The 18855-nt window shown below is 68.6% G+C and carries 14 protein-coding genes and 1 pseudogene; 2 read left to right on the top strand and 13 right to left on the bottom strand.

Annotation, left to right across the window (positions count from 1 at the left end; genetic code table 11):
* Position 1: 1 nt before the first annotated feature.
* The 7 genes and pseudogenes from ASG92_RS16215 to ASG92_RS16185 form a co-directional block, all read right to left on the bottom strand.
* Positions 2 to 1402, bottom strand: coding sequence for an NtaA/DmoA family FMN-dependent monooxygenase (locus ASG92_RS16215; RefSeq protein WP_056630352.1), 1401 nt, complete (start codon positions 1400 to 1402; stop codon positions 2 to 4).
* Between the two features lie 10 nt (positions 1403 to 1412).
* Positions 1413 to 2555: an LLM class flavin-dependent oxidoreductase gene (locus ASG92_RS16210; RefSeq protein ID WP_240987166.1), complete on the bottom strand. Its 1143-nt coding sequence runs from the start codon at positions 2553 to 2555 to the stop codon at positions 1413 to 1415.
* Positions 2556 to 2687: 132 nt separating this feature from the next.
* Positions 2688 to 3482: pseudogene (locus ASG92_RS16205) on the bottom strand (DUF1684 domain-containing protein); the annotation flags it as partial.
* A gap of 115 nt (positions 3483 to 3597) precedes the next feature.
* The gene (locus ASG92_RS16200) at positions 3598 to 4761 is read right to left on the bottom strand and encodes an LLM class flavin-dependent oxidoreductase (protein ID WP_056630349.1); all 1164 of its coding nucleotides are present in this window, start codon (positions 4759 to 4761) and stop codon (positions 3598 to 3600) included.
* On the bottom strand, positions 4758 to 5777 hold the full coding sequence (locus ASG92_RS16195; RefSeq protein WP_056630346.1) for an ABC transporter substrate-binding protein: 1020 nt from the start codon (positions 5775 to 5777) through the stop codon (positions 4758 to 4760). Before ASG92_RS16195 ends, ASG92_RS16200 begins: the two co-directional genes overlap by 4 nt.
* A 9-nt stretch (positions 5778 to 5786) precedes the next feature.
* Positions 5787 to 6611, bottom strand: coding sequence for an amino acid ABC transporter ATP-binding protein (locus ASG92_RS16190; protein WP_056630343.1), 825 nt, complete (start codon positions 6609 to 6611; stop codon positions 5787 to 5789).
* Positions 6608 to 7747 carry an amino acid ABC transporter permease gene (locus ASG92_RS16185; protein WP_200951995.1) on the bottom strand — a complete coding sequence of 380 codons (1140 nt, stop codon included), beginning with the start codon at positions 7745 to 7747 and terminating at the stop codon, positions 6608 to 6610. Before ASG92_RS16185 ends, ASG92_RS16190 begins: the two co-directional genes overlap by 4 nt.
* 248 nt (positions 7748 to 7995) lie before the next feature.
* Here ASG92_RS16185 and ASG92_RS16180 point away from each other — a divergent pair, with 248 nt between their 5' ends.
* Positions 7996 to 10002, top strand: a complete 2007-nt coding sequence (locus ASG92_RS16180) for an FAD/NAD(P)-binding protein (protein WP_056630340.1) — start codon at positions 7996 to 7998, stop codon at positions 10000 to 10002.
* 2 nt (positions 10003 to 10004) lie between these two features.
* Positions 10005 to 10526: a GNAT family N-acetyltransferase gene (locus ASG92_RS16175; protein WP_056630337.1), complete on the top strand. Its 522-nt coding sequence runs from the start codon at positions 10005 to 10007 to the stop codon at positions 10524 to 10526.
* Positions 10527 to 10746: 220 nt separating this feature from the next.
* On the opposite strand, the gene ASG92_RS16170 is transcribed toward ASG92_RS16175, so the two are convergent.
* From ASG92_RS16170 to ASG92_RS16150, 6 genes are all read right to left on the bottom strand, one after another.
* Positions 10747 to 12036 (bottom strand): ammonium transporter, encoded by a 1290-nt coding sequence (locus tag ASG92_RS16170; RefSeq protein WP_056630334.1) that lies wholly within the window; start codon positions 12034 to 12036, stop codon positions 10747 to 10749.
* 156 nt (positions 12037 to 12192) lie between these two features.
* Entirely contained in the window at positions 12193 to 13323 is a 1131-nt protein-coding gene (locus tag ASG92_RS16165) for a hypothetical protein (protein ID WP_056630332.1), read from the bottom strand.
* Positions 13320 to 14003 carry a multicopper oxidase domain-containing protein gene (locus tag ASG92_RS29895; RefSeq protein WP_240987163.1) on the bottom strand — a complete coding sequence of 228 codons (684 nt, stop codon included), beginning with the start codon at positions 14001 to 14003 and terminating at the stop codon, positions 13320 to 13322. The genes ASG92_RS16165 and ASG92_RS29895 overlap by 4 nt, the downstream gene beginning before the upstream one ends.
* Positions 13928 to 15523, bottom strand: coding sequence for a multicopper oxidase domain-containing protein (locus ASG92_RS16160; protein WP_240987162.1), 1596 nt, complete (start codon positions 15521 to 15523; stop codon positions 13928 to 13930). The genes ASG92_RS29895 and ASG92_RS16160 overlap by 76 nt, the downstream gene beginning before the upstream one ends.
* A 229-nt stretch (positions 15524 to 15752) precedes the next feature.
* Positions 15753 to 17339 (bottom strand): FG-GAP-like repeat-containing protein, encoded by a 1587-nt coding sequence (locus ASG92_RS16155; RefSeq protein WP_056630329.1) that lies wholly within the window; start codon positions 17337 to 17339, stop codon positions 15753 to 15755.
* Positions 17340 to 17552: 213 nt separating this feature from the next.
* On the bottom strand, positions 17553 to 18641 hold the full coding sequence (locus ASG92_RS16150) for an ionic transporter y4hA (protein ID WP_056630326.1): 1089 nt from the start codon (positions 18639 to 18641) through the stop codon (positions 17553 to 17555).
* Between the last annotated feature and the right edge of the window lie 214 nt (positions 18642 to 18855).

The raw sequence follows: 18855 nt of genomic DNA, 5'->3' as shown, positions 1-18855 counted from the left end.
CTCACACCTCCAGTTCGACGGCCGCGTCCGCCCTCAGCGGGGAAGCCAGCCCCAGGTTCTCCCGCAGCGTTCGTCCTGCGTACCCGGTGGGGTAGATCCCCCGTTCCTGCAGTGCGGGGACGAGGTGGTTGACGATGTCGTCCAGGCCGGTGGGGACCAGCCACGGCGAGATGTTGAACCCGTCCACAGCGCCGGTCCGCGCGTAGTCCACCAGCCTGTCCGCCACCTCGGTGTAGGAACCCGTGAAGGTGGCGTCTACGCGGCTGGTCCGGGCCGAGACGAACTGCCGGATGCTGAGGCCCTTTTCCTTGGCTTCCGCCCGCCACTGGTCCGCCAGCTGCCTGGCCTTGGCGCCGTGGAAGCCGCTTCCGCGGGTCTCGGATGTCTCCTCCACCACCGGATCGATCGCCGGAAGGGGGCCGTCCGGATCGAACTCCTGCAGTTCGCGCCCCCAGAACTGCTCGAGGTAGGCGAGGGCCTGCTGCGGGCCGATCTGCTGGCTCCGCACCCATTCCTTCTTGTCCCGCGCTTCCTGCGGCGTGGCGGCGAGGATGAATTCGCTGGCCGGCATGATCTTGACGTCGTTGGCGCCTCGGCCCGCCTTCAGCGTGCGCTGGACGATGTCGCGGCGGAAGCCGAGGGCGTCGTCGAACTTGGGGTGCGCCGAGAAGATGACGTCGGCCTGCCGCGCGGCGAAGTCCCGGCCGTCCGGGGAATCGCCGGCCTGGAACAGGACGGGCCGGTACTGCGCGCTGCGCGGCAGCCTCGGGCGGTAGCCGACCGTGTAGTGCCGGCCCTCATGGCGCACCGGCCGGGCGGAACCGGGGGCGGCCCAGGAACCGGCATCCTGCGACGTGGCGACGGCGCCGTCCTCCCAGGAGTCCCAGATCCGCTTGGCCGTCTCCACGAACGCCTCGGCGTGGACGTAGCGGTCAGCATGGTCCAGGTAACCGCCGCGGCGGAAGTTGGCCCCCGTCCAGGCGTTGTCCGTGGTGACGACGTTCCAGGCAGCCCGCCCGCCGGAGAGCAGGTCCAGGGTGGACAGCCGGTGGGCGAGGTCCGCGGGATCGTTGTAGGTGGTGTTCTGCGTGGCCACCAGGCCGATGTGCGAGGTCACGGAGGCGAGCGCGGCCAGCATCGTCTGCGCGTCCGGCCGGCCGGCGACGTCCAGGGCGTGGGGCCGGCCGAGGTGCTCGCGGAGCCGGAGGCCTTCGCCGAGGAAGAATGCCGCGAAGAGGCCCCGCTCGGCGGTCTGGGCGATGCGGCGGAACGATTCGAAGTCCGTCTGGGAACCGGAATCCTGGGATTTCCAGATGGTCCCCGAGTTCACGCCCTGGAAAAAGACGCCGAGCTGCAGCTGGCCGGACGGCACAAAACCGCCGCCGATGGGTGTTTCAGTCATGTTTTTCTCCCTAGATTTCGGCGCCGGAAGGCACGGCGGACTCCGCCGCCGGCCGAACGTCAGACTCCGCCGCCGGCTGAACGGCGGCATAGCGGCTGGCCGGGCGGCGAAGCCCCAGCAGCTCGCGGAAGCTGCCGTCCGGGCGGACCGGAGCCAGCAGTCCGCGGCGCCTCAGCGCCGGAAGCACCAGCTGGGCCAGTTCTTCGAGCTCCACGTCCAGGACCGCCGGGTGCAGCCGGACGCCGTCGGCCGTTTCCAGCAGGGCGGCCAGCAGCTCCGTGAGTTCGGCGGCGGTGCCGACGAAACGCGCCCGCCGGCTCTGCCACGGGGTGTGCGCGTCCAGTTCGGCCAGTCGCGACGCGGCCGTCTGGCCGCGGGCGTCGAGGACGACGTCGAGCTCGGCGACGACGGCCGGGGCGCCGGCCGTCGTGGGGGCGTCGGACTGGAACCGGGCGCCGCCGCGGGCATCGGAGACCTCGGCGGCCAGCAGCTCGGGCGTTGGCGCGGACACGAGCAGCACATCGGCCGCCCCGGAGGCCAGGTCTCCCGGGGCCAGCAGCCCGGCCGGCACCAGGACCGGCAGCTGGCCCTGGAGCGGCCGCGGGATGATCGAGGGACCCTTGACGGAGTACGTTTCCCCCGCGAAGTCGGCATAGTGCAGCTTGTCGACGTCGAGGTACCGGCCGGTGGCGACGTCGCGGATCACGGCGTCGTCCTCCCAGGAGTCCCAGAGCCGGCGGCTGACCTCGATCGAATCGGCGGCCTCCCGTGCCAGCCCCTCCGCGCTGACGACGTCGCGCCCGACGGCCGCGGCGTCCTCCTCGGTCTTCGACGCCGCAACAAGCCAGCCCGCGCGGCCGCCGGACACGTAGTCCAGGCTCGCGAGCTGGGTGGACACGTGGAACGGCTCCGTGTAGACCGTGTCAACCTCGGGGACCAGGACGATGGAGCTGGTGACGGGGCCGGCGAATGCCGCGCGCTGCAGGGCGTTGAGGCGTCCGGCGACGTCGCGGCCGCCGGGAAGGAGGGCGCTGGTCCCGGTTCCGCCGGTCGCTGGGCCGCCTGTCACTGGCCCGTCCGCGAACGTCGCCACGTGGAATCCGGCGGACTCGGCGGCGAGCACCGTGGCCCGGATCCGGGCTCCGTCCAGCAGTTCGTCCGGGGTGTGCCGCGCTCTGCGCCACGCCGCCGGGTGCGCGCCGTCGCCGTCGAGCTCCAGGGCCAGGAAGCCCTGCCGTGCAGTGCGCGGAGCGGGCGTTGGAGCCGCGTTCGGGGGAGTGCTGGCCTGCCTTTCGTGCGGAATCTGTTCGCCAGCCTCGATGGCCACGGGGAGCCGGTTTTCGGCCGGCGGCAGCGGGCAGGTGGCAAGGTCCGTGTAGGCGCACGGCAGGTTCACCGCCCGGTTGAAGTCCAGGGTCACCCTGCCCTCCGCATCCGGGGCGCCGACCGTCAGCGAGCGGTTGGCCGCGTACGTGGTCCTGCCGGAGGTCTGGTCCGTGAACAGCACGGACAGGGTGCCGGGGGCGTGCCCGTTGAACGCCGTGAGGGTCAGGTCCCGGCCGTCCAGGCGGAAGCGGATCTCGCCCGGGGCCTCGTAGACGTGCCGGATGCCTTCCACGGCGGCACCCACGGTGGTGGGGCGCGGCTCGTCGAAGGCCGCGAACGTGCCGTGGACGGCGAAGCGCGGATCCGGCGCGTAGGCGGGCGTGCCGCGGTACTCGCTGAGCAGCGGGTTCTCCGGGTGGCGGGGCCGGACGATGTACTCGCCGCCGCGCTTGGCGAGTTCGACGACGGCGGCACCGGCCGTGAGGCTGATGCCGTCCCGTTCCGCGACCGGACCGAACGCGACGGTGACGCTGCCGCCGTCAGGGTTCAGCTCCCTGCCGTCCCGCAGGAGACTTTCGCCAGGCTCCAGAACGACGGTGACGGCGTCGTCCGCCACGCTCCAGGTGCCGGGAACGCCGTCCAGCCCGGCGGGCTCGGCGCCCAGCCAGTGGAGGTGGGTCACGGCGAGGAAGCCGTGCGGGTCAGCCCGGTGGCGTTCGTGGGCGGCATGCCACTCGTTCCACTCGGCGGCGAAAACGGCAGTCCGGTGATCGGCAGAAGTCCGCTGGCTGGCCGTCGGCTGATCGGCTGTCCGCTGATCGAGCTTGTCGAGATCCGGTCTCGACAAGCTCGACCAGCGGCCGTTGCTTTCAGTGTGCGTAGACGTGGGCATGGTCGCTCCTGTAGTTGTCGTGGTCGGCGCTGACGGTGGAGGCTGCGTCCGGCTCAGTGGCTCCCGCGGACTCGGGACGGCCGCCGAACGGGTCCGCGGACTCCCACAAGGTGGTGGGTGCTGCGGCCCGCACAACCGGGATGACCTCGAGCGCGAACCTCTCGAGGATGTCCAGCTGCTGCTCGAACGGGAGGGTGGTGGGGAGGGAAATGGACTGCAGGTCGTGCCCGTACAGCTCGTGGTAGCTGAGGATCTTGTCGATCACCTGTTCCGGGCTTCCCACGAGCGAGGGGCCTTCGGCCACTGCGTGGTCGATGTCCCGGAACGGCGAATTGTTGCCGGGGACGTTGCGGGCCGCCGTGAGGGCCTCGTACACGGGGCCGAACTGGCGCTTGGCTTCCTGGGTGGTGTCCGCGAGGAAGACGCCGCCGGCGCCGCTGCCTGAACCCAGGTACCCGTGCCGGGGATCGTGGCCGTGGCGCGCGTATTCCTCCCGGTAGTGGTCGATGAGCACTTTGTAGTTTTCCCGGGGCTGGATGGCGTTCGCCGTGAACAGCGGATCGCCCCACCGGGCCGCCAGCGCGGCGGAGGTCAGAGTGGTGGCCGAACCGTGCCACACGCGGGGCGCCCCGGCGAACGGCCGCGGCGTGGTGGCGGTTGCACTCAAAGGCGCGCGGAAGCGGCCGGACCACGTGACGTCCTCCTCGCGCCAGAGCCGGCGCAGCAGCGCATACTTTTCGGCCAGCAGGTCCCACTGATCGGCCAGGTCCAGGCCGAACAGGGGATACTGCAGCACCTCGTTGCCCTTGCCGACCACCAGTTCCAGCCGTCCGCGGCTGAGCTGGTCAATCGTGGCATAGTCCTCGGCCACCCGCACCGGATCCAGGACGGACAGGACCGTGACGCCGCTCTGCAGCCGGATCGTGCGGCTGACGGCGGCGATCGCGGCCAGCACGGTGGTGGGCGAGGACGAGATGAACTCACCCGCATGCCGCTCGCCCACGGAGAAGCTGTCATAGCCGAGCTCCTCCGCGCGCCGGGCGGTCCGCACCACCTGGTTCAGCCGGTCGGCGGTGGAGACGATCCCGCCCGTCACCGGATTCTTCAGGTGCGGAATGATATCCAGGACCTGGAATTTCATTTCGTTCCCCCGGACTTCGCGGCCCCGAAGTTGGCCTCGGTGACAGTCGTGGATTCCGGCAGGGCTTCCTCGGACAGGCCCCAGCGCTCCAGGACCTTGGCGTAGGAACCGTCCTTGATGGCCGAGTTCAGCGCGTCCGTGATGACGGGGGCCAGGCCGTTGCCTTTCAGCGTGGTGGCGGCCACGAGCGTCTCCGACGGCCAGCCGGCGTTGACCTTGCCCACGATCTTCAGGTCGTCGCGGGTGTTCTCCCGGTAAGTGGTGGACGGGTACGGCGCGATGTTCAGGTCGGTGCGGCCGGAGGACAGCGCCAGGATGGTGTCGGCGTCGGAGGAGTAGTACTGGAGCGTGGCCGGCGCCTTGCCCTTGGCCTCGAGTTCCTTGTTCCAGGCCAGCAGGATCTTTTCCTGGTTGGTGCCGGAGCCCACGGAAACCTTCAGGCCGGAGATGTCATCGGCGCCCTTGACGTCGTAGGACGAGGACTTCTTCGCTTCAAAGCCCATGTAGGCGGCGCGGTAGCTGGCAAAGTCGAACAGCTTCACCCGGTCCTTGTTGATGCCCACGTTGGAGAAGACGGCCTCGAAGTCGCCGGACTGGGTTTTCAGCGGCCAGTTCTCCCAGGACGTGACCTGGATGTCGAGCTCCAGGCCCAGCTTGTCCGCCACGAGCTGGGCGATGTCCAGCTCGGAACCGATGGGCGTCTTGTCGTCCGTGGCGTGGAAGGACAGCGGGATCGAACCGGCCGTGGTGGCGACGGTCAGCTTCCCGTCCTTGCCGATCAGCTCCGGGACCTTCGCGGCCAGCGCCGCATCCTTCCCGGCCCGGATCCGCTGCTGGTCCGGCGAGGTGTTGTAGACAACGCCGTTGCGGGCCGCCGTCGTTGCCGGCTTGTCCGCGGAGCCCGAGGCGCCGGCGGCTGCCGCCCCCGGGTCGGAGCATCCGGCCAGCGCTGCGGTGCCGATGAGCGCCGCTGCACCGAAGAGTACGACGGCGGACTGGCGGGGAAAGAGTGCCATGGGAGTTCCTTAGATGTTGAAGGCGGGTTCGATCACCTTGGAGAAGAAGCTCCGGGTGCGTTCTTCCTGCGGGTTGGTGAAAATGTCCTTGGGGGCGCCCTGTTCCACGATCTGGCCCTGGTCCATGAACACCACGGTGTCCGCCACGTCCCGGGCGAAGCCCATTTCGTGCGTGACGATGATCAGGGTGGTGCCGGACTTTGCCAGTTCGCGGATCACGTCCAGCACCTCGTTGACCAGCTCGGGGTCAAGGGCGGACGTGGGCTCGTCGAACAGCAGGATCTTGGGGTCCAGCGCAAGTGCCCGGGCAATGGCTACCCGCTGCTGCTGGCCGCCGGACAGCTGGCGCGGATAGGCGCCGGCGCGGTCCTTGAGCCCCACCCGGTCCAGCAGCTCGAGGCCGCGCTCGCGGGCCTCCGCCTTGGAGGGGCGCGGTTTTCCGGGACGCTGGGCCACTACGGGCGCCTCGGCCACGTTTTCAAGGGCCGTGAGGTGCGGGAACAGGTTGAAGTTCTGGAACACCATGCCGATTTCGGTGCGCTGCTGCAGGATGTCCTTTTCGCGGAGTTCGTGGAGCCTGTTGCCGCGGACCCGGTAGCCCACGAGTTCGCCGTCGATGGCTATGAACCCGCCGTCCACCTTTTCCAGGTGGTTGATGGTGCGCAACAGGGTGGACTTGCCCGAACCCGACGGGCCCACGATCACCGTCACGCCGCCGGGTTCCACGGTCAGGGTGATGCCCTGGAGGACCTCGGTGGCGCCGAAGGACTTGCGGACTTTGGTGATTTCCACGAGCCCGCGGGTGGCGGGCGGTGCAAGCGTGGCCGTGCTCATCGGAGGCTCCTGACGGGGGCGTGGGTGGCGAAGAATTTCCGTGCCTTCTGCAGCGGGGTGAGCGGCAGGGTGCGCACCGCGCCCTTGGAGTAGTGCCGCTCGATGTAGTACTGGAAGACGCTGAGCACCGAGGTGATCACGACGTACCAGAGGGTGGCCACGAGGAGCAGGGGCAGGACCTGCTGGGTGCGGTTGTAGATGACCTGCACCGTGTAGAACAGCTCCGAGTAGGCCAGGACGTAGACAATGGAGGTGCCCTTGACCAGCCCGATGATCTCGTTGAACGCGTTGGGAAGGATGGCGCGCATGGCCTGCGGGAGGACGATCCGGGTGGACCTGCGCCACGCCGGGATGCCCAGGGCGGCCGCTGCCTCAAGCTGGCCCTGGTCCACGGACAGGATGCCGCCGCGGATGATTTCCGCGGAGTAGGCCGCCTGGTTCAGGGTCAGGCCGAGCACTGCTGCCGCAAACTGGCTGATCAGTGTGGTGGTCTGGACCTCGAAGAACCGGACGTCGGTGAACGGGATGCCCAGGCTGATCTTCTCGTAGAGGTAGCCCAGGTTGTACCAGAGCAGCATCTGGACCAGGAGCGGCGTGGACCGGAAGATCCAGGAGAACGTCCAGGACACGGACAGCAGCAGCGGTGAGGAGGAGAGCCGCATAAGGGCCAGGATGAAGCCCAGGACAAACCCGAGCACGCCGGAGATGGCCGTGAGCTTCAGCGTCTCCACGAGGCCGTTTATCACGGACTGGGCGGTGAACCACTGCGCCACCACGCCCCATTCCCAGCGCGGGTTCGTCGCCAGCGACCACGCCACGGCGGCCACTCCCAGCGCCACCACTGCCGTCCCCACCCAGCGCCAAGGCCGGGGAGCCGGGACGAGGGGGTAGTCCGCGTAGTCGGCGGCGGGCTTTCGTGATGCGGGCACTCCGCCGGACGGGCCGGCTGCACCCGCGGCCGCGGTTCCGGTTTCGGGTTCGGGGCCCGCTGTGATTCCGGCGGGGGCCGCGCTTGCTTCTGCGGCGCCCTGTCCGGCGCTCTGTCTAGCGTCCGGTCCTGCGCCCTGGGCGACGCCTGGCGCAGCAGACGCCGGCTCCGGTGCGGACTGCGGCACCGTGGTTGCTGCTGAACTCATACGCCACCTCGCTTCTTCGTTTAGGTCTTTCGGGGGTTGGATGGCTGCCAATCTAGGTGCGCCGGGAACGTCCGGCAAAGCGGCCAGTTGCATTCGTTCATCCGGCTTAGCGGGGCGTCATGAGACGAATTTTTGCGCGGATTTACGCGCCGTGACGCGGGGTGAACGGCCGTGACCAGGCCCTCGACCGGCGCCCCGTCAGCCGCCTAGCCTGAGGGCTCCGAGCCCGTCCCGAACAGGAGTTCCCGATGCCAGCGCAGCACCCGTCCGTGGTCTTCATCGGCGGCGGTCCGCGCACCGCCGGAATCCTCGAGCGGCTGGCCGCGAACAGGCCGGAGCTGGCTGGCGGGCCGCTGGCCATCCACGTCGTGGAGCCGTACGAGCCCGGTTCCGGCAGGATCTGGCGCTTCGACCAGCATCCCGGACTCATGCTGAACTCGGCGGCCGCGGACGTCACCATGTTCACCGACTCCTCGGTGCTCTGCGAGGGCCCGGCGGTGGACGGCCCGGGGCTCGCCGGCTGGGCCGCCGGAGTGCTGGACGGCTCCATCACCGATGTTCCGCCGCTGCCGCCCCATCTGCTGGAGCACCTGCGCTCGCTGTCGGGAACCACGTTTCCCACCCGGCAGCTGCAGAGCAAGTACCTCGAGTGGTTCTACCGGCGGGCAGTCCGCGCCCTCGGCAGCGACGTCATGGTCACCGTCCACCGGGACACGGCGGTCAGCGTTGAACCGGCCATCGTTGAACCGGCAATCGCCGAACCCGCAATCGCCAATCAGGGCAGCGGCGGAGCCGACGGCGCCGGGTACAGCGTGCGGCTGGCCGGCGGCGGGACGCTGCTCGCCGACGTCGTGGTTACCGCTCTGGGGCACACCGACTCACAGCCGGATGCCCGCTCGAAAGGCTGGTCCGCCTTCGCCGCCCGGCACGGCGGGTTCCATGCGGCACCCAGCTACACCACCGACGTCGACTATTCCGCCATTGCCCCCGGGCAGGACGTGATTGTTTCCGCCATGGGCCTGGCCTTTGTGGACCTGCTGGTGCTGCTGATGGAAGGGCGCGGCGGCCGTTTTGAAGAAACGTCCGACGGCGGCCTCCGTTACCTTCCGTCCGGGGCCGAACCGCGGCTCTGGGCCGGGTCACGGCGCGGCGTTCCCTACCATTCCAAGATTTCCACGGCCCTCCGCGGCGAACCTGCCGGGAATCCCAGGTTCTTCACGGCGGAGGCCGTTGACGCGTTGTTGGCGCTCCACGGCGAGCTCGATTTCCGCACGCAGCTGTGGCCGCTCATCGCCAAGGACGCCGGCTACGGCTACTACCGCGAACTGTTGACCGGCAGCCCTGTGTCCGCCGGGCAGGACGGGCGGGCCGCCATGGGCTGGGCCGAGTTTTCGGACCGGTTTTCCGCCCTTGACTGGTACAGCACCGGCCGCCGGGAACTGGTGGCGGAGGCGGTCCCGGACCAGGAACTGCACCTGGACCTTGAACGCCTGGACCGGCCGTTCGGCGGGCGGCAGTTCACCGGCCACCGCGATGTGCAGGACGCGGTCACCGCGTACATCGAGCACGACCTTGAGCTGCGGACAGGCCCCGACCATCCGGAGACCCTGGCCCTGTTCATCGCGCTACTCAAGGTCTACATGGACGTGGGCCGGCTCGTCCCCCCCGAGCGGCTCAACGCCAGGTCGCAGCAGGACGTGCACGGCTGGTGGCACGGATTCTTCAGCTTCGTGGATTCCGGCCCGCCGCCCCGGCGGCTGCGGGAGATGCTGGCGGTCCACCGGGCCGGGCTGCTGCAGTTCCTCGGACCGGGGCTGAGCCTCGCAGCGGACGAAGAGGCCGGGAAGTTCGTGGCCACGTCCCCGCAGTCCGGCGTCACGGTACGGGCCAAGGCGTTCATCGAGGCCCGGCTTCCTGCACCCTCTGTGGCGGAGTCCGCCAACCCGCTGCTCCGCTCCCTGCATGCCGCCGGGCTCGGCACCGAGCAGCACTTGCTCACGGCGGACGGCGCGCATTCCACGGGGCGGCTCCTCGTCTCCTCCGCGCACCTGCTCGTGGGGCGCGGAGGATACCCCCAGAGCCGGCTGTTCGGCGTCGGGCCCGGAACCTCCGGGTGGGGTGCCGGTGCCTTCGCGCGGCCGGGCACCAACGCCGCACCATTCCGCGAGAACGATGCCCTGGCGCGAAGGATCCTCACCGTGCTGGCGGACGTTTCTCCGTCACGAACCGCTACCGCCGCCGTCGGAAAGGCCTGATCATGCACCTGGAAACCGCACCGCCGCCGCCGGCCGCCGCCGCCCTCACGGTCCTGGAACTGCCCATGGACGACCCGCGGGTCCGGCCGCTCCTGGACGAGCTCGCCGTCGAGTATGACTCCCGCTACGGCGACCTGTTCGGCAGGGGCTCGGCCGCCGCGGAACTCAGCAAATATCCTGCGGCGGAATTCCAGGCGCCGGCAGGGGCGCTCCTGATCATCCAGGAGAACGGGGAGTCCGTGGCTGGCGGCGCGTTCCGCCGGTACGACGCGCAGACGGCCGAGTTCAAGCGCATCTGGACGCATTCGGCCCACCGGCGGCGCGGCCTCGCCCGCCGGGTCCTGGCCGAGCTGGAACTCCTGGCGGCAGCGCGCGGGTACCGGAGCGTCTACCTCACCACGGGCCCCCGCCAGCCCGAGGCCAGGCACCTGTACCTGAACACCGGGTACACGCCGCGCTTTGACCTGGAGGCCGACCCCGAAACGATCGGGCCGCTGGCCTTCACGAAGGAGCTGGCGGGCTGACGGCGGATCTCGTCCGTCCGCCGCGTCAACGTAAAGAGACGAAGAACCCCGCGCAAATAGTCCTGCGCGGGGTTCTCCTGGGTGGCCACTCCGCACATGGGGGAATGCGGAGGGGCTGAGACCAAACTATCGGTATCCGCCATTGGCTTCAACCGGACCGTAGTTCGCCGCTGCCAGCCGGGACGGGCAACTGAGACGGGCATCCGGAACGGGCAGTTGATCAGGTGCGGGCGGAGGAACCCAGGTTCACCGGGTCCTCGTCCGTGAGGTAGGCGAACTCGGAGTGGGCGGCCAGGTCAATGCCGCGCAGCTCGTCCGCCTCGTGGATGCGAAGTCCCATGGTGACGTCCATGACCTTGGCGATGACCCACGTCAGGCCGAAGGAATAGGCCAGCACGGCCACCGTGGCGATAGCCTGGATGCCCAGCTGCCCCGGCCCTCCGCCGTACAGCAGGCCGCTGACCCCGTTCGGCGCGCTGTCGGTGGCGAAAACGCCGATTAGGAGCGTGCCGATGATGCCGCCAACCAGGTGCACGCCGACGACGTCCAGGGAATCGTCGAACCCGAGGCGGAACTTCCATTCGATGGCCAGCGAGCAGACAGCTCCGGCAATGGCGCCGATGGCCACCGCTCCGAGCGGGCTGACGGCGCCGCAGGCGGGCGTGATGGCCACCAGGGCCGAGACAAGTCCGGAGGCCGCGCCCATGCTCGTGGTTGCGCCGTGCCTGATGCGCTCAACCGCTGCCCAGGCGAGGAGGCCGGCCGCCGCCGCCACGGCCGTGTTCAGGAACACGACCGACGCGGAGTGCCCGGCGCTCAGGGCGGATCCGGCGTTGAATCCGAACCATCCGACCCACAGCAGGCCTGCGCCCACCAGCACCAGGGGCCGGCTGTGCGGCTTGGTGTGCTCCATCTTGGGCCATCCGGAACTCCGGCCCAGAACGAGGGCCAGGGCCAGCGCCGCGGCGCCGGCATTCATGTGCACCGCTGTTCCGCCGGCGAAGTCGATCGCCTTGATTCCGTTGGCGATCCAGCCTCCCGTCACAGAGCCGTCCGCGGAATTGAAGGCGAAGACCCAGTGGGCAATGGGAAAGTACACCAGCGTGGCCCACACGCCGGCGAACACCATCCAGGCGCCGAACTTCATCCGGCCCGCGGCGGCCCCGGCGACCAGTGCGGTGGTGACGCAGGCAAAGAACAGCTGGAAGGCGGTGAAAAGCGCCACGGGAAGGGCCGCCTCGGGATCATCCGCCAGCACGGGTTCGAGGCCGGCGTACTGCGTGATGTCCCCGATCAGGCCCATGCCGTTCACGGAATTGCCAAAGGCCATCGAGTAACCGAACAGGGCCCACAGCACTGCCACCAGGCTGGCCCCGCCAAAGCACATCATCATCATGTTCAGGATCCGGCGCGATCCCACCATGCCACCGTAAAAAAGGGCGAGGGCGGGAATCATCATGCAGACCAGGGCGGAACTTGCGAGGATCCAGGCAACATCTCCAGCGTTCACGGGAACTCCACTCGTTATCGGGGTAGGCATCTTGCTGAGACCGACGAATGCCGTTGTCCACACAACATAGAGCGCGGGAAACTGCGGTGGGTTTCGAGTACGTAAAATGCTTGTCACCGCCGCGTGTTCGCGGGGGTCTGTGGGGGTCCGCGGGGGCTAGTGCGAGGCGCTGTGCGTGATGTCCCCGGAGCTTCCCGCATCGCCGAACCAGCCCGGCACCGTTCCTGTCAGGCCGATGACGCCGACGGCGATGGCGGCCACCACTGCGAGCGAGCGGATGTGGGATGAGGCCGGCGTTGGTCCGGCCGAACTGCCGCCGGGGTGGGCCCGGGCAGTGCGGCGCAGCAGGGCGGCGGCTATCAGAACAGTGCCGAGCTCAAGCGTGCAGGCGGCAGCGTCGGCCAGGCCCACTGATTCGGGGATGCCGGCGTCGGGACCGAACGGCAGCCCGATGGTGCGGGAGCACAGCCACACAGCCAGCGGCAGGATCGAGACGGCCGCAGCGGCGTAGAGGCCTTTGGGATGCCGCCCGCCGCGCAGCAGAATGAGGCCGACGGCAAGCTCCGACACGGCTAGGACCAGGAAGAAGGCGCTGGCGGCCGCCCAATGATCCAGATGCTCCGGGATGACGGCGGCGTGAATGGCGGCGGCGCCAAGGAGCGCGGCAGCCAGAATCAGCACGCGGTGGTCAAGCGCCGGCCTGCGCGCCGCACGCGGTGCGGCCCCGGCTTCCAGGCGGCCGCCCCGGATGGCTACCAGCCAGCCGACCACCACCACGTTGGTGGCGAGGATGATCGCGCCGCCGTAGCCGACGGCGGCCAACTGGAGGCCGAGCGTTGCCTGCCCCAGCTCAGCCACGGCGTCCCCGGTGGAGTTGTGGTGCATGGCCTCCATGAGCCGCAGCTGAAGGACGTAGTCCCACGCCGAGCTGGCGGCAGTCTCCACGATCCCGGCCACCGTGCCTGCCGCCGCGACCAGGAGCCCGGTGGCAATCACGGTCCGCGGCCTGGACGGCTCCGGGCCGAACCAGCGCAGGGCCAAGGCCAGTGCGGCGAGCACCGCCAGCACGAACACGGGCAAGGCGGCGGTGGACTCGCGCAGCCAGCTCAAGAACGGCTCTTGCGTGCGTTCAATGGCACCGACGGCACCCCGCAGCGACATTATCCAGAAGCCGTCGGCGTAGGACATTGCCGCCGCGAGGAGCACCACGGCCGGCCACGGTACGGCCGGGCGCTCCCGGGTGGCGGCGCGGGTTCCGGTCGCGGCATTCGCGTGTTCCGTGGTCACGGCGTGATCTCCCAGCCGAACATCATGGCATGGTCCTCGTGGGCGAGGTTGTGGCAGTGGGCCACGTACGGTCCCACGAAGTCCCGGAAGCCGCGGTAAATGATCACCGACTCGCCCGGGTCAAGGGCCACGAGGTCTTCCCTGGAGACGTCGTCAGGATGGGAAGCGTCGCCCCGGGTCACGTCACGGCTGTTCCGCATCACCGTCCGGTGTTCCTCCATGTGCAGGTGGAACGGATGCACCCAGCCGCCGCCGCCGTTGCGGATCTCCCAAAGGTTGAAGCTGCCCTTCTTCTGCTGGGCCAGGGGTGTTCGGCCGGCACTGTTCTTCAGGCTTGTGGAGACCGTGTTTGGCGTGAAGGGCTTTCCGTTGATGAGCCACTCGGTTTCACCGCCGGCGCTGCCGCGCTCCACCTCGAAGATCAGGCGGTTGTCCAGCATGCTCTGCCAGTTGCCGGGCAGCGGCGGAAGGTCACGCATCTTGGTCGGAATTACGCTGTCGTCCGGAGCGTCGTCGCCGATGACGATCTTGAGCACCGGCACCTTGTAGGCCGGGTCGGGCGAGAACCGCGACGAGTTGGTCCACATCCGTCCGTTGGGCATCTTCATGACATTGGTGAGGTAGATGACGTCGCCCTTGGTGGTCGGGGTGCCGTCCTGGTACCTGCTGAAGTCGACCACCACCTCGCGGCGCTTGGCCGGCCACAGTTCGAAGGAATTCCGCTTGATCGGGAACGGCAGCAGCCCGCCGTCCGAGGCGATCTGGGTGAACTGCATGCACTGCTGGCCGTCCGGGATCCTGTACTGGCCCTCGAGTTCGTCGCCCTTGTAGCTGGGGACGCGGCGGTCTTGGGACCCTTGGTGGAGCTCATCAGCTTGAACTCGTAGATCCGGGCCAGGGAGGCGTCGAGGAAGCGGAAACGGTACTTGCGCCGCTTCACTTCCATCACCGGGTAGGCGGTGCCGTTCACGGTGAAGATGTCGCCCACGAACCCGTGGTTGGGGAAGTGCTTGTGGAAGGTCTTGCCCCACCACTCCGGGTGCTTTGCGGGGTTCTTGGCGGCCGGGAACTCGCCGTGGACATCGTGGATGTCCTTGTGCATGGTGACGCCGTCGTCGAGCCGGCAGTCGTAGAAGGCGAGCGGAACGTCGTAGTCGACGTCGAACGATCCGTCCGGGTTGTCCTTGCGCACGCCGGGCAGCCGCAGCCCCTGCCGCTCGTCGCCCATGTCCATGCCGTTCTTCGGGTCATAGATGGGGTAGAGGCCCACCATGCCCTTGTAGACGTTGGATCCGGTGTGGTCCATCCGGTGGTCGTGGAACCAGAAGAAGCTCTGCTTCTCGCGGTCGTCGTTGCCGGCCGGCCAATTGAGGTAAAGGTTGTCGCAGAAGGTCTGCGGCAGGCAGCCCTCGTATTTGGGTCCGGCCGCCATTGAGTAGTGCGGGTTGCCGTCGCTCTCGGGTGCGGTGTGGCCGTTGTGCAGGTGGGTCAGGAACGACCAGTCGGGAGAGCCGAAGTCCTGGCGGTCCAGGTTCAGCGGGTTCTCGTCGAGGTGGTTCTCGAACCGGACCAGGACCGGTTTTCCGTACTCGGCGTTGATCATGGGCCCCGGGAAGGTCCCGTTGAAACCGTAGATCGTGCTGAGCGGCAGGGTCCGCTTGGTGCCTGCGGGGTACGTCTTGCGCTTTTCGTCAAAAGAGACGGCGGGCCGGCCGTTGGCGTCGATGGGCAGAACCTGCGAGGTGGTGAACGCATGCTGCCTCAGCAGCAGGTCGATCTTGTACACCAGGGGGTCGGGCGAGCCGATCTGGTCCGGCCAGATCTGGTGCCGCTCGTTGCGCATGGAGTTCTGCTGGCCCTGCCCGGGTCCGGGCGGATCATTCCACTCGGTGTAGCCCTTGACGAAGTTGTCGCCCACCTTGGGCGTCGGGGCCAGGGCCCAGGGAATGGGCAGCCGGTCCTGGAACGGGGTCAGGATCAGGGGGCTCGTGGGGAATGCCTCGATGTAAAACAGCAGATCACCGAGTGCCGTGGACGAAGCGGCGAAGGCGCCGTCCGGGGACAGCAGGCCCTTCTGCGCGAGCAGCGGACCGGCCCAGCCCTGTGCGGCCACGAGCGCGGCTCCGGCTCCTCCGGCAGCTCCCAGCCGCAAGAGGGCACGGCGGGACACATGGTTTGTTCCTGCGGATTCTTCTCGCATGGGAATGCGCCTCCTTCACGGGGCAATAAAGACGGCCTGCTGGCCCCGGGTTTCTGTCTCCTGAAGGTCCTGCCCGGCAGTTTCTGCACCGGGACGTTCTTGCCTTGCGGGAGTCGGCTGCGCTTGTCGTTGCCCCGCGCAACAACTGTGGAGGGCAGGGCTTGGAAAAACATTGCCTCGTAACGGCGCATACCCCTCAATGAGACGGGCATTAAGACCCCCCGCGGGCCTAGAAAATCGGAGCCAGGCCGTTCCAGCCGGGGCCCACCTGCGCCCTTGGAAGAAATGTGCCGGATCCGCTGCCGGGGTAGAGCCACAGAATGCCGGCGCCGTCGCGCGCCAGAAGGTCGGGGTTGCGGTCGCCGTTGAAGTCGCCGGGGCTCACGACGGCGGTCATGGCGTTCCAGCCGTTGCCCACTTGGACACGGGGGAGCCAGCCTCCGGTGCCGTTGCCGCGGTACAGCCAGAGAACGCCGGTGGCCGCCTCCCGTACCAGCACGTCTGCGGCTCCGTCGTTGTTCATGTCGCCGGGACCCACGAGGGCGTTAAAGATGTTCCAGCCGTTGCCCGCCCGGACGCGGGGCAGGAATCCGCCGGTGCCGTTACCCGGGTACAGCCACAGGTTTCCCGTAGCGCTCTCCCGCGCAAGGACGTCCACGCGCTGGTCGCCGTTGAAGTCACCGGGACCCAGAATGGCGCTGAAGATGTTCCAGCCGTTGCCCGCCTGGACGCGGGGCAGGAATCCTCCGGTCCCGTTGCCGCGGTAGAGCCACAGCTTTCCCGTGGATGTCTCCCGGGCAAGGATGTCCAGCGGACCGTCGCCGTTGAAGTCGCCTGGTGTTTCAAGTGAGTTGAACACGTTCCAGCCGTTGCCGATGCGGACGCCGGGCAGCCTGCCGCCCAGCCCTGTCCCGGGATACATCCGCAGATCGCCCGTGGCGGTTACCCGGGCGAGGACGTCATTCTTCCAGTCACCGTTGAAGTCTGCCGTCGCCCTGGACAGAGTGGATGCCGGAACGGGCAGCGGAGTGAAGGCGTAGGGGTCGCAGGTCAGATCGTAGTCCCGCACGTCGTCGTACCACTGCGAAAGGTAGACGCGGCCGCCGGAGAAGCTGGCTTTCCGGCAGAGATCCAAGGCTTCAGAGGGGAAATCGAGGCGGCCTGCGGTGGCCCAGACCGGGATGCCGGAGAGACGCCAGGAGCCGGTGATGCCAGCCCAGCCGGAGGCGAACGAGTAGACGCCGTACGAGAATCCGGCGTCGCGCAGGCCCCGCATCAGGCCCTCGATGAGGTAGCGGTTTTCACGCTGCTGCAGGGCCGTGGCGGTGGGCCATGGCTGGGCAGGCCGGGGCTCTACGTCGATCCACACCATCCGCGGCGCAAAGCCGGCCCGCGTAAGGCTGGCCACCGCGAAGCGCGCCTCCGCGTAGCCGACGTTGGAGAGCTGTCCGGCCCGGGTGCCGGAAGCCCACGGCCCTTGGGCCCGGTAGGCGGTAAGCTGCGCCGGGGTGGGGAAGGCCGCCATGGTGTAGGCCTGCGCCGGCTTGCCGTTCGTCCTTGCCCAGGCCACGTGGCTGGCCAGGCACGGGTTTTCGGTGAAAGGCAGCCCTTTCGTCAGGCCGATAACGACGAACCGTGACGAGGCGGGCGGAAGGGGGAGTCCAAAGCCGCCCACCGCCGTCGGGCATTGGGGCCAGGAGATATCGTGACCGTTCAGCGGAACGGCCTGCGCGCGGTGTGCCGCGGGAACGAAACCGAGGAGGAGGGCAAGGCCAACAATGAGTGCCGTCAGGAGTCGCCGCGCCGATGCCGCCATTACGTCTACCGCCTGCGCTCGCCGGCCGCGGGCACCGGGCAGTTGCCGATGTTCCACGCGGGGAAAACCAGCCCCGAATGATGAACCTTGCCGTCCATCTCCGACTGCTCCTTAGCCACCCACATTTTATCTCCGGAAGGGGCAGTACGTCCGAAAGGCGCAGTAAATCGCCTGCCGACTGGGTCGCCGCACCCGGAACGGCCGGTAGAGGCGCTAGGGAAACATGGCGAGAAAGACAAAGGCGGCGAACAGCACGAGATGAATGCTGCCCTGCAGGCGGGTGGCCCGCCCCGGGACCACCGTCAGAATGCCCACCGCCACGGTCAGGACGAGCAGGACGATCTGCGTCCCGCCCAGCCCCAGCGTCAGGGGCCCTTCAAGCCACACAGTGGCCACGGCGATCGCCGGAATCGTCAGCCCGATGCTGGCAATCGCTGAGCCGTAGCCCAGATTCAGGCTCGTCTGCATTCGGCCCGCGGCGGCCGCGCGCGTGGCCGCCAGGCCCTCCGGCAACAGCACGAGCAGCGCTATGACCACCCCCACGAAAGACTCGGGGATGCCGGACTGGGTCACGCCGGCCTCGATTACCGGGGACACGGTTTTCGCCAGGCCGACGACGGCGATGAGTGCTGCGCACAGCAGGCCAAGGCTGGTCACGGTGGCACGAACCGTAGGCGGGGGAGCGTGGACGTCCTCCGGGGTCTCGCCCGGTAACGCGACCGGCAGGAAAAAGTCCCGGTGGCGGACGGTCTGGGTCAGGACGAATACGCCGTACAGGGCCAGCGACGCAATGGCGGCGAATCCGAGCTGCAGCGGCGAGAATTCCGGCCCGGGCCGGGAGGACGTGAAGGTCGGCAGCACCATCGTCACGGTGGCGAGTGTGGCGACGACTGCCAGTTCTGCGCCGGTTCCTTCAGGATTAAAGCGGGTGACGCCGTGGCGGATTGCCCCGACCAGCAGTGCCAGTCCCACGATGCCGTTGGCAGTGATCATGACGGCAGCGAAAACAGTGTCGCGCGCCAGGGAATGGCTGCCGGGTCCGCCGGACGCTATCAGGGTGACGATCAGGGCGACTTCGATGACCGTGACGGCAACAGCCAGCACAAGGGATCCGAACGGTTCGCCCACGCGCTGGGCAACTATCTCGGCGTGATGAACAGCGGAGAGGACAGCGCCCACGAGGACGGCCGCGATGCCGGCCGCCAGAAGCGGCCCCGGCGAAACCTGCCAGGTCAGGGCGAGCACTATCAGGCCGGCCAGCGGAACGATGATGGTCCACGACGAACGGAGCGTGCCGGCCACCGGATTAACCCCGGCGGCGGGCCGGGCCCGCCAGTATTGACGGTGGCGGATGCTGCCCGGTCCTCGCACTCGTCATGCCCACCACTATGGCCGCGGGGCGGCCTTGAGCGCAATGGCCCGACGAGACTCACCAATAGTGCTCGCGAAACGGGGTGCATGCCTCATTTGAGAAACGCTCGCGAAATCACGGGCCGCTACGGGCACGGCGGTGACG

It is taken from the genome of Arthrobacter sp. Soil736, assembly GCF_001428005.1.
Lineage (GTDB): Bacteria > Actinomycetota > Actinomycetes > Actinomycetales > Micrococcaceae > Arthrobacter.
The sequence above is the reverse complement of the archived record's forward strand: the minus strand, read 5'-3'. Positions and strand labels throughout refer to the sequence as shown.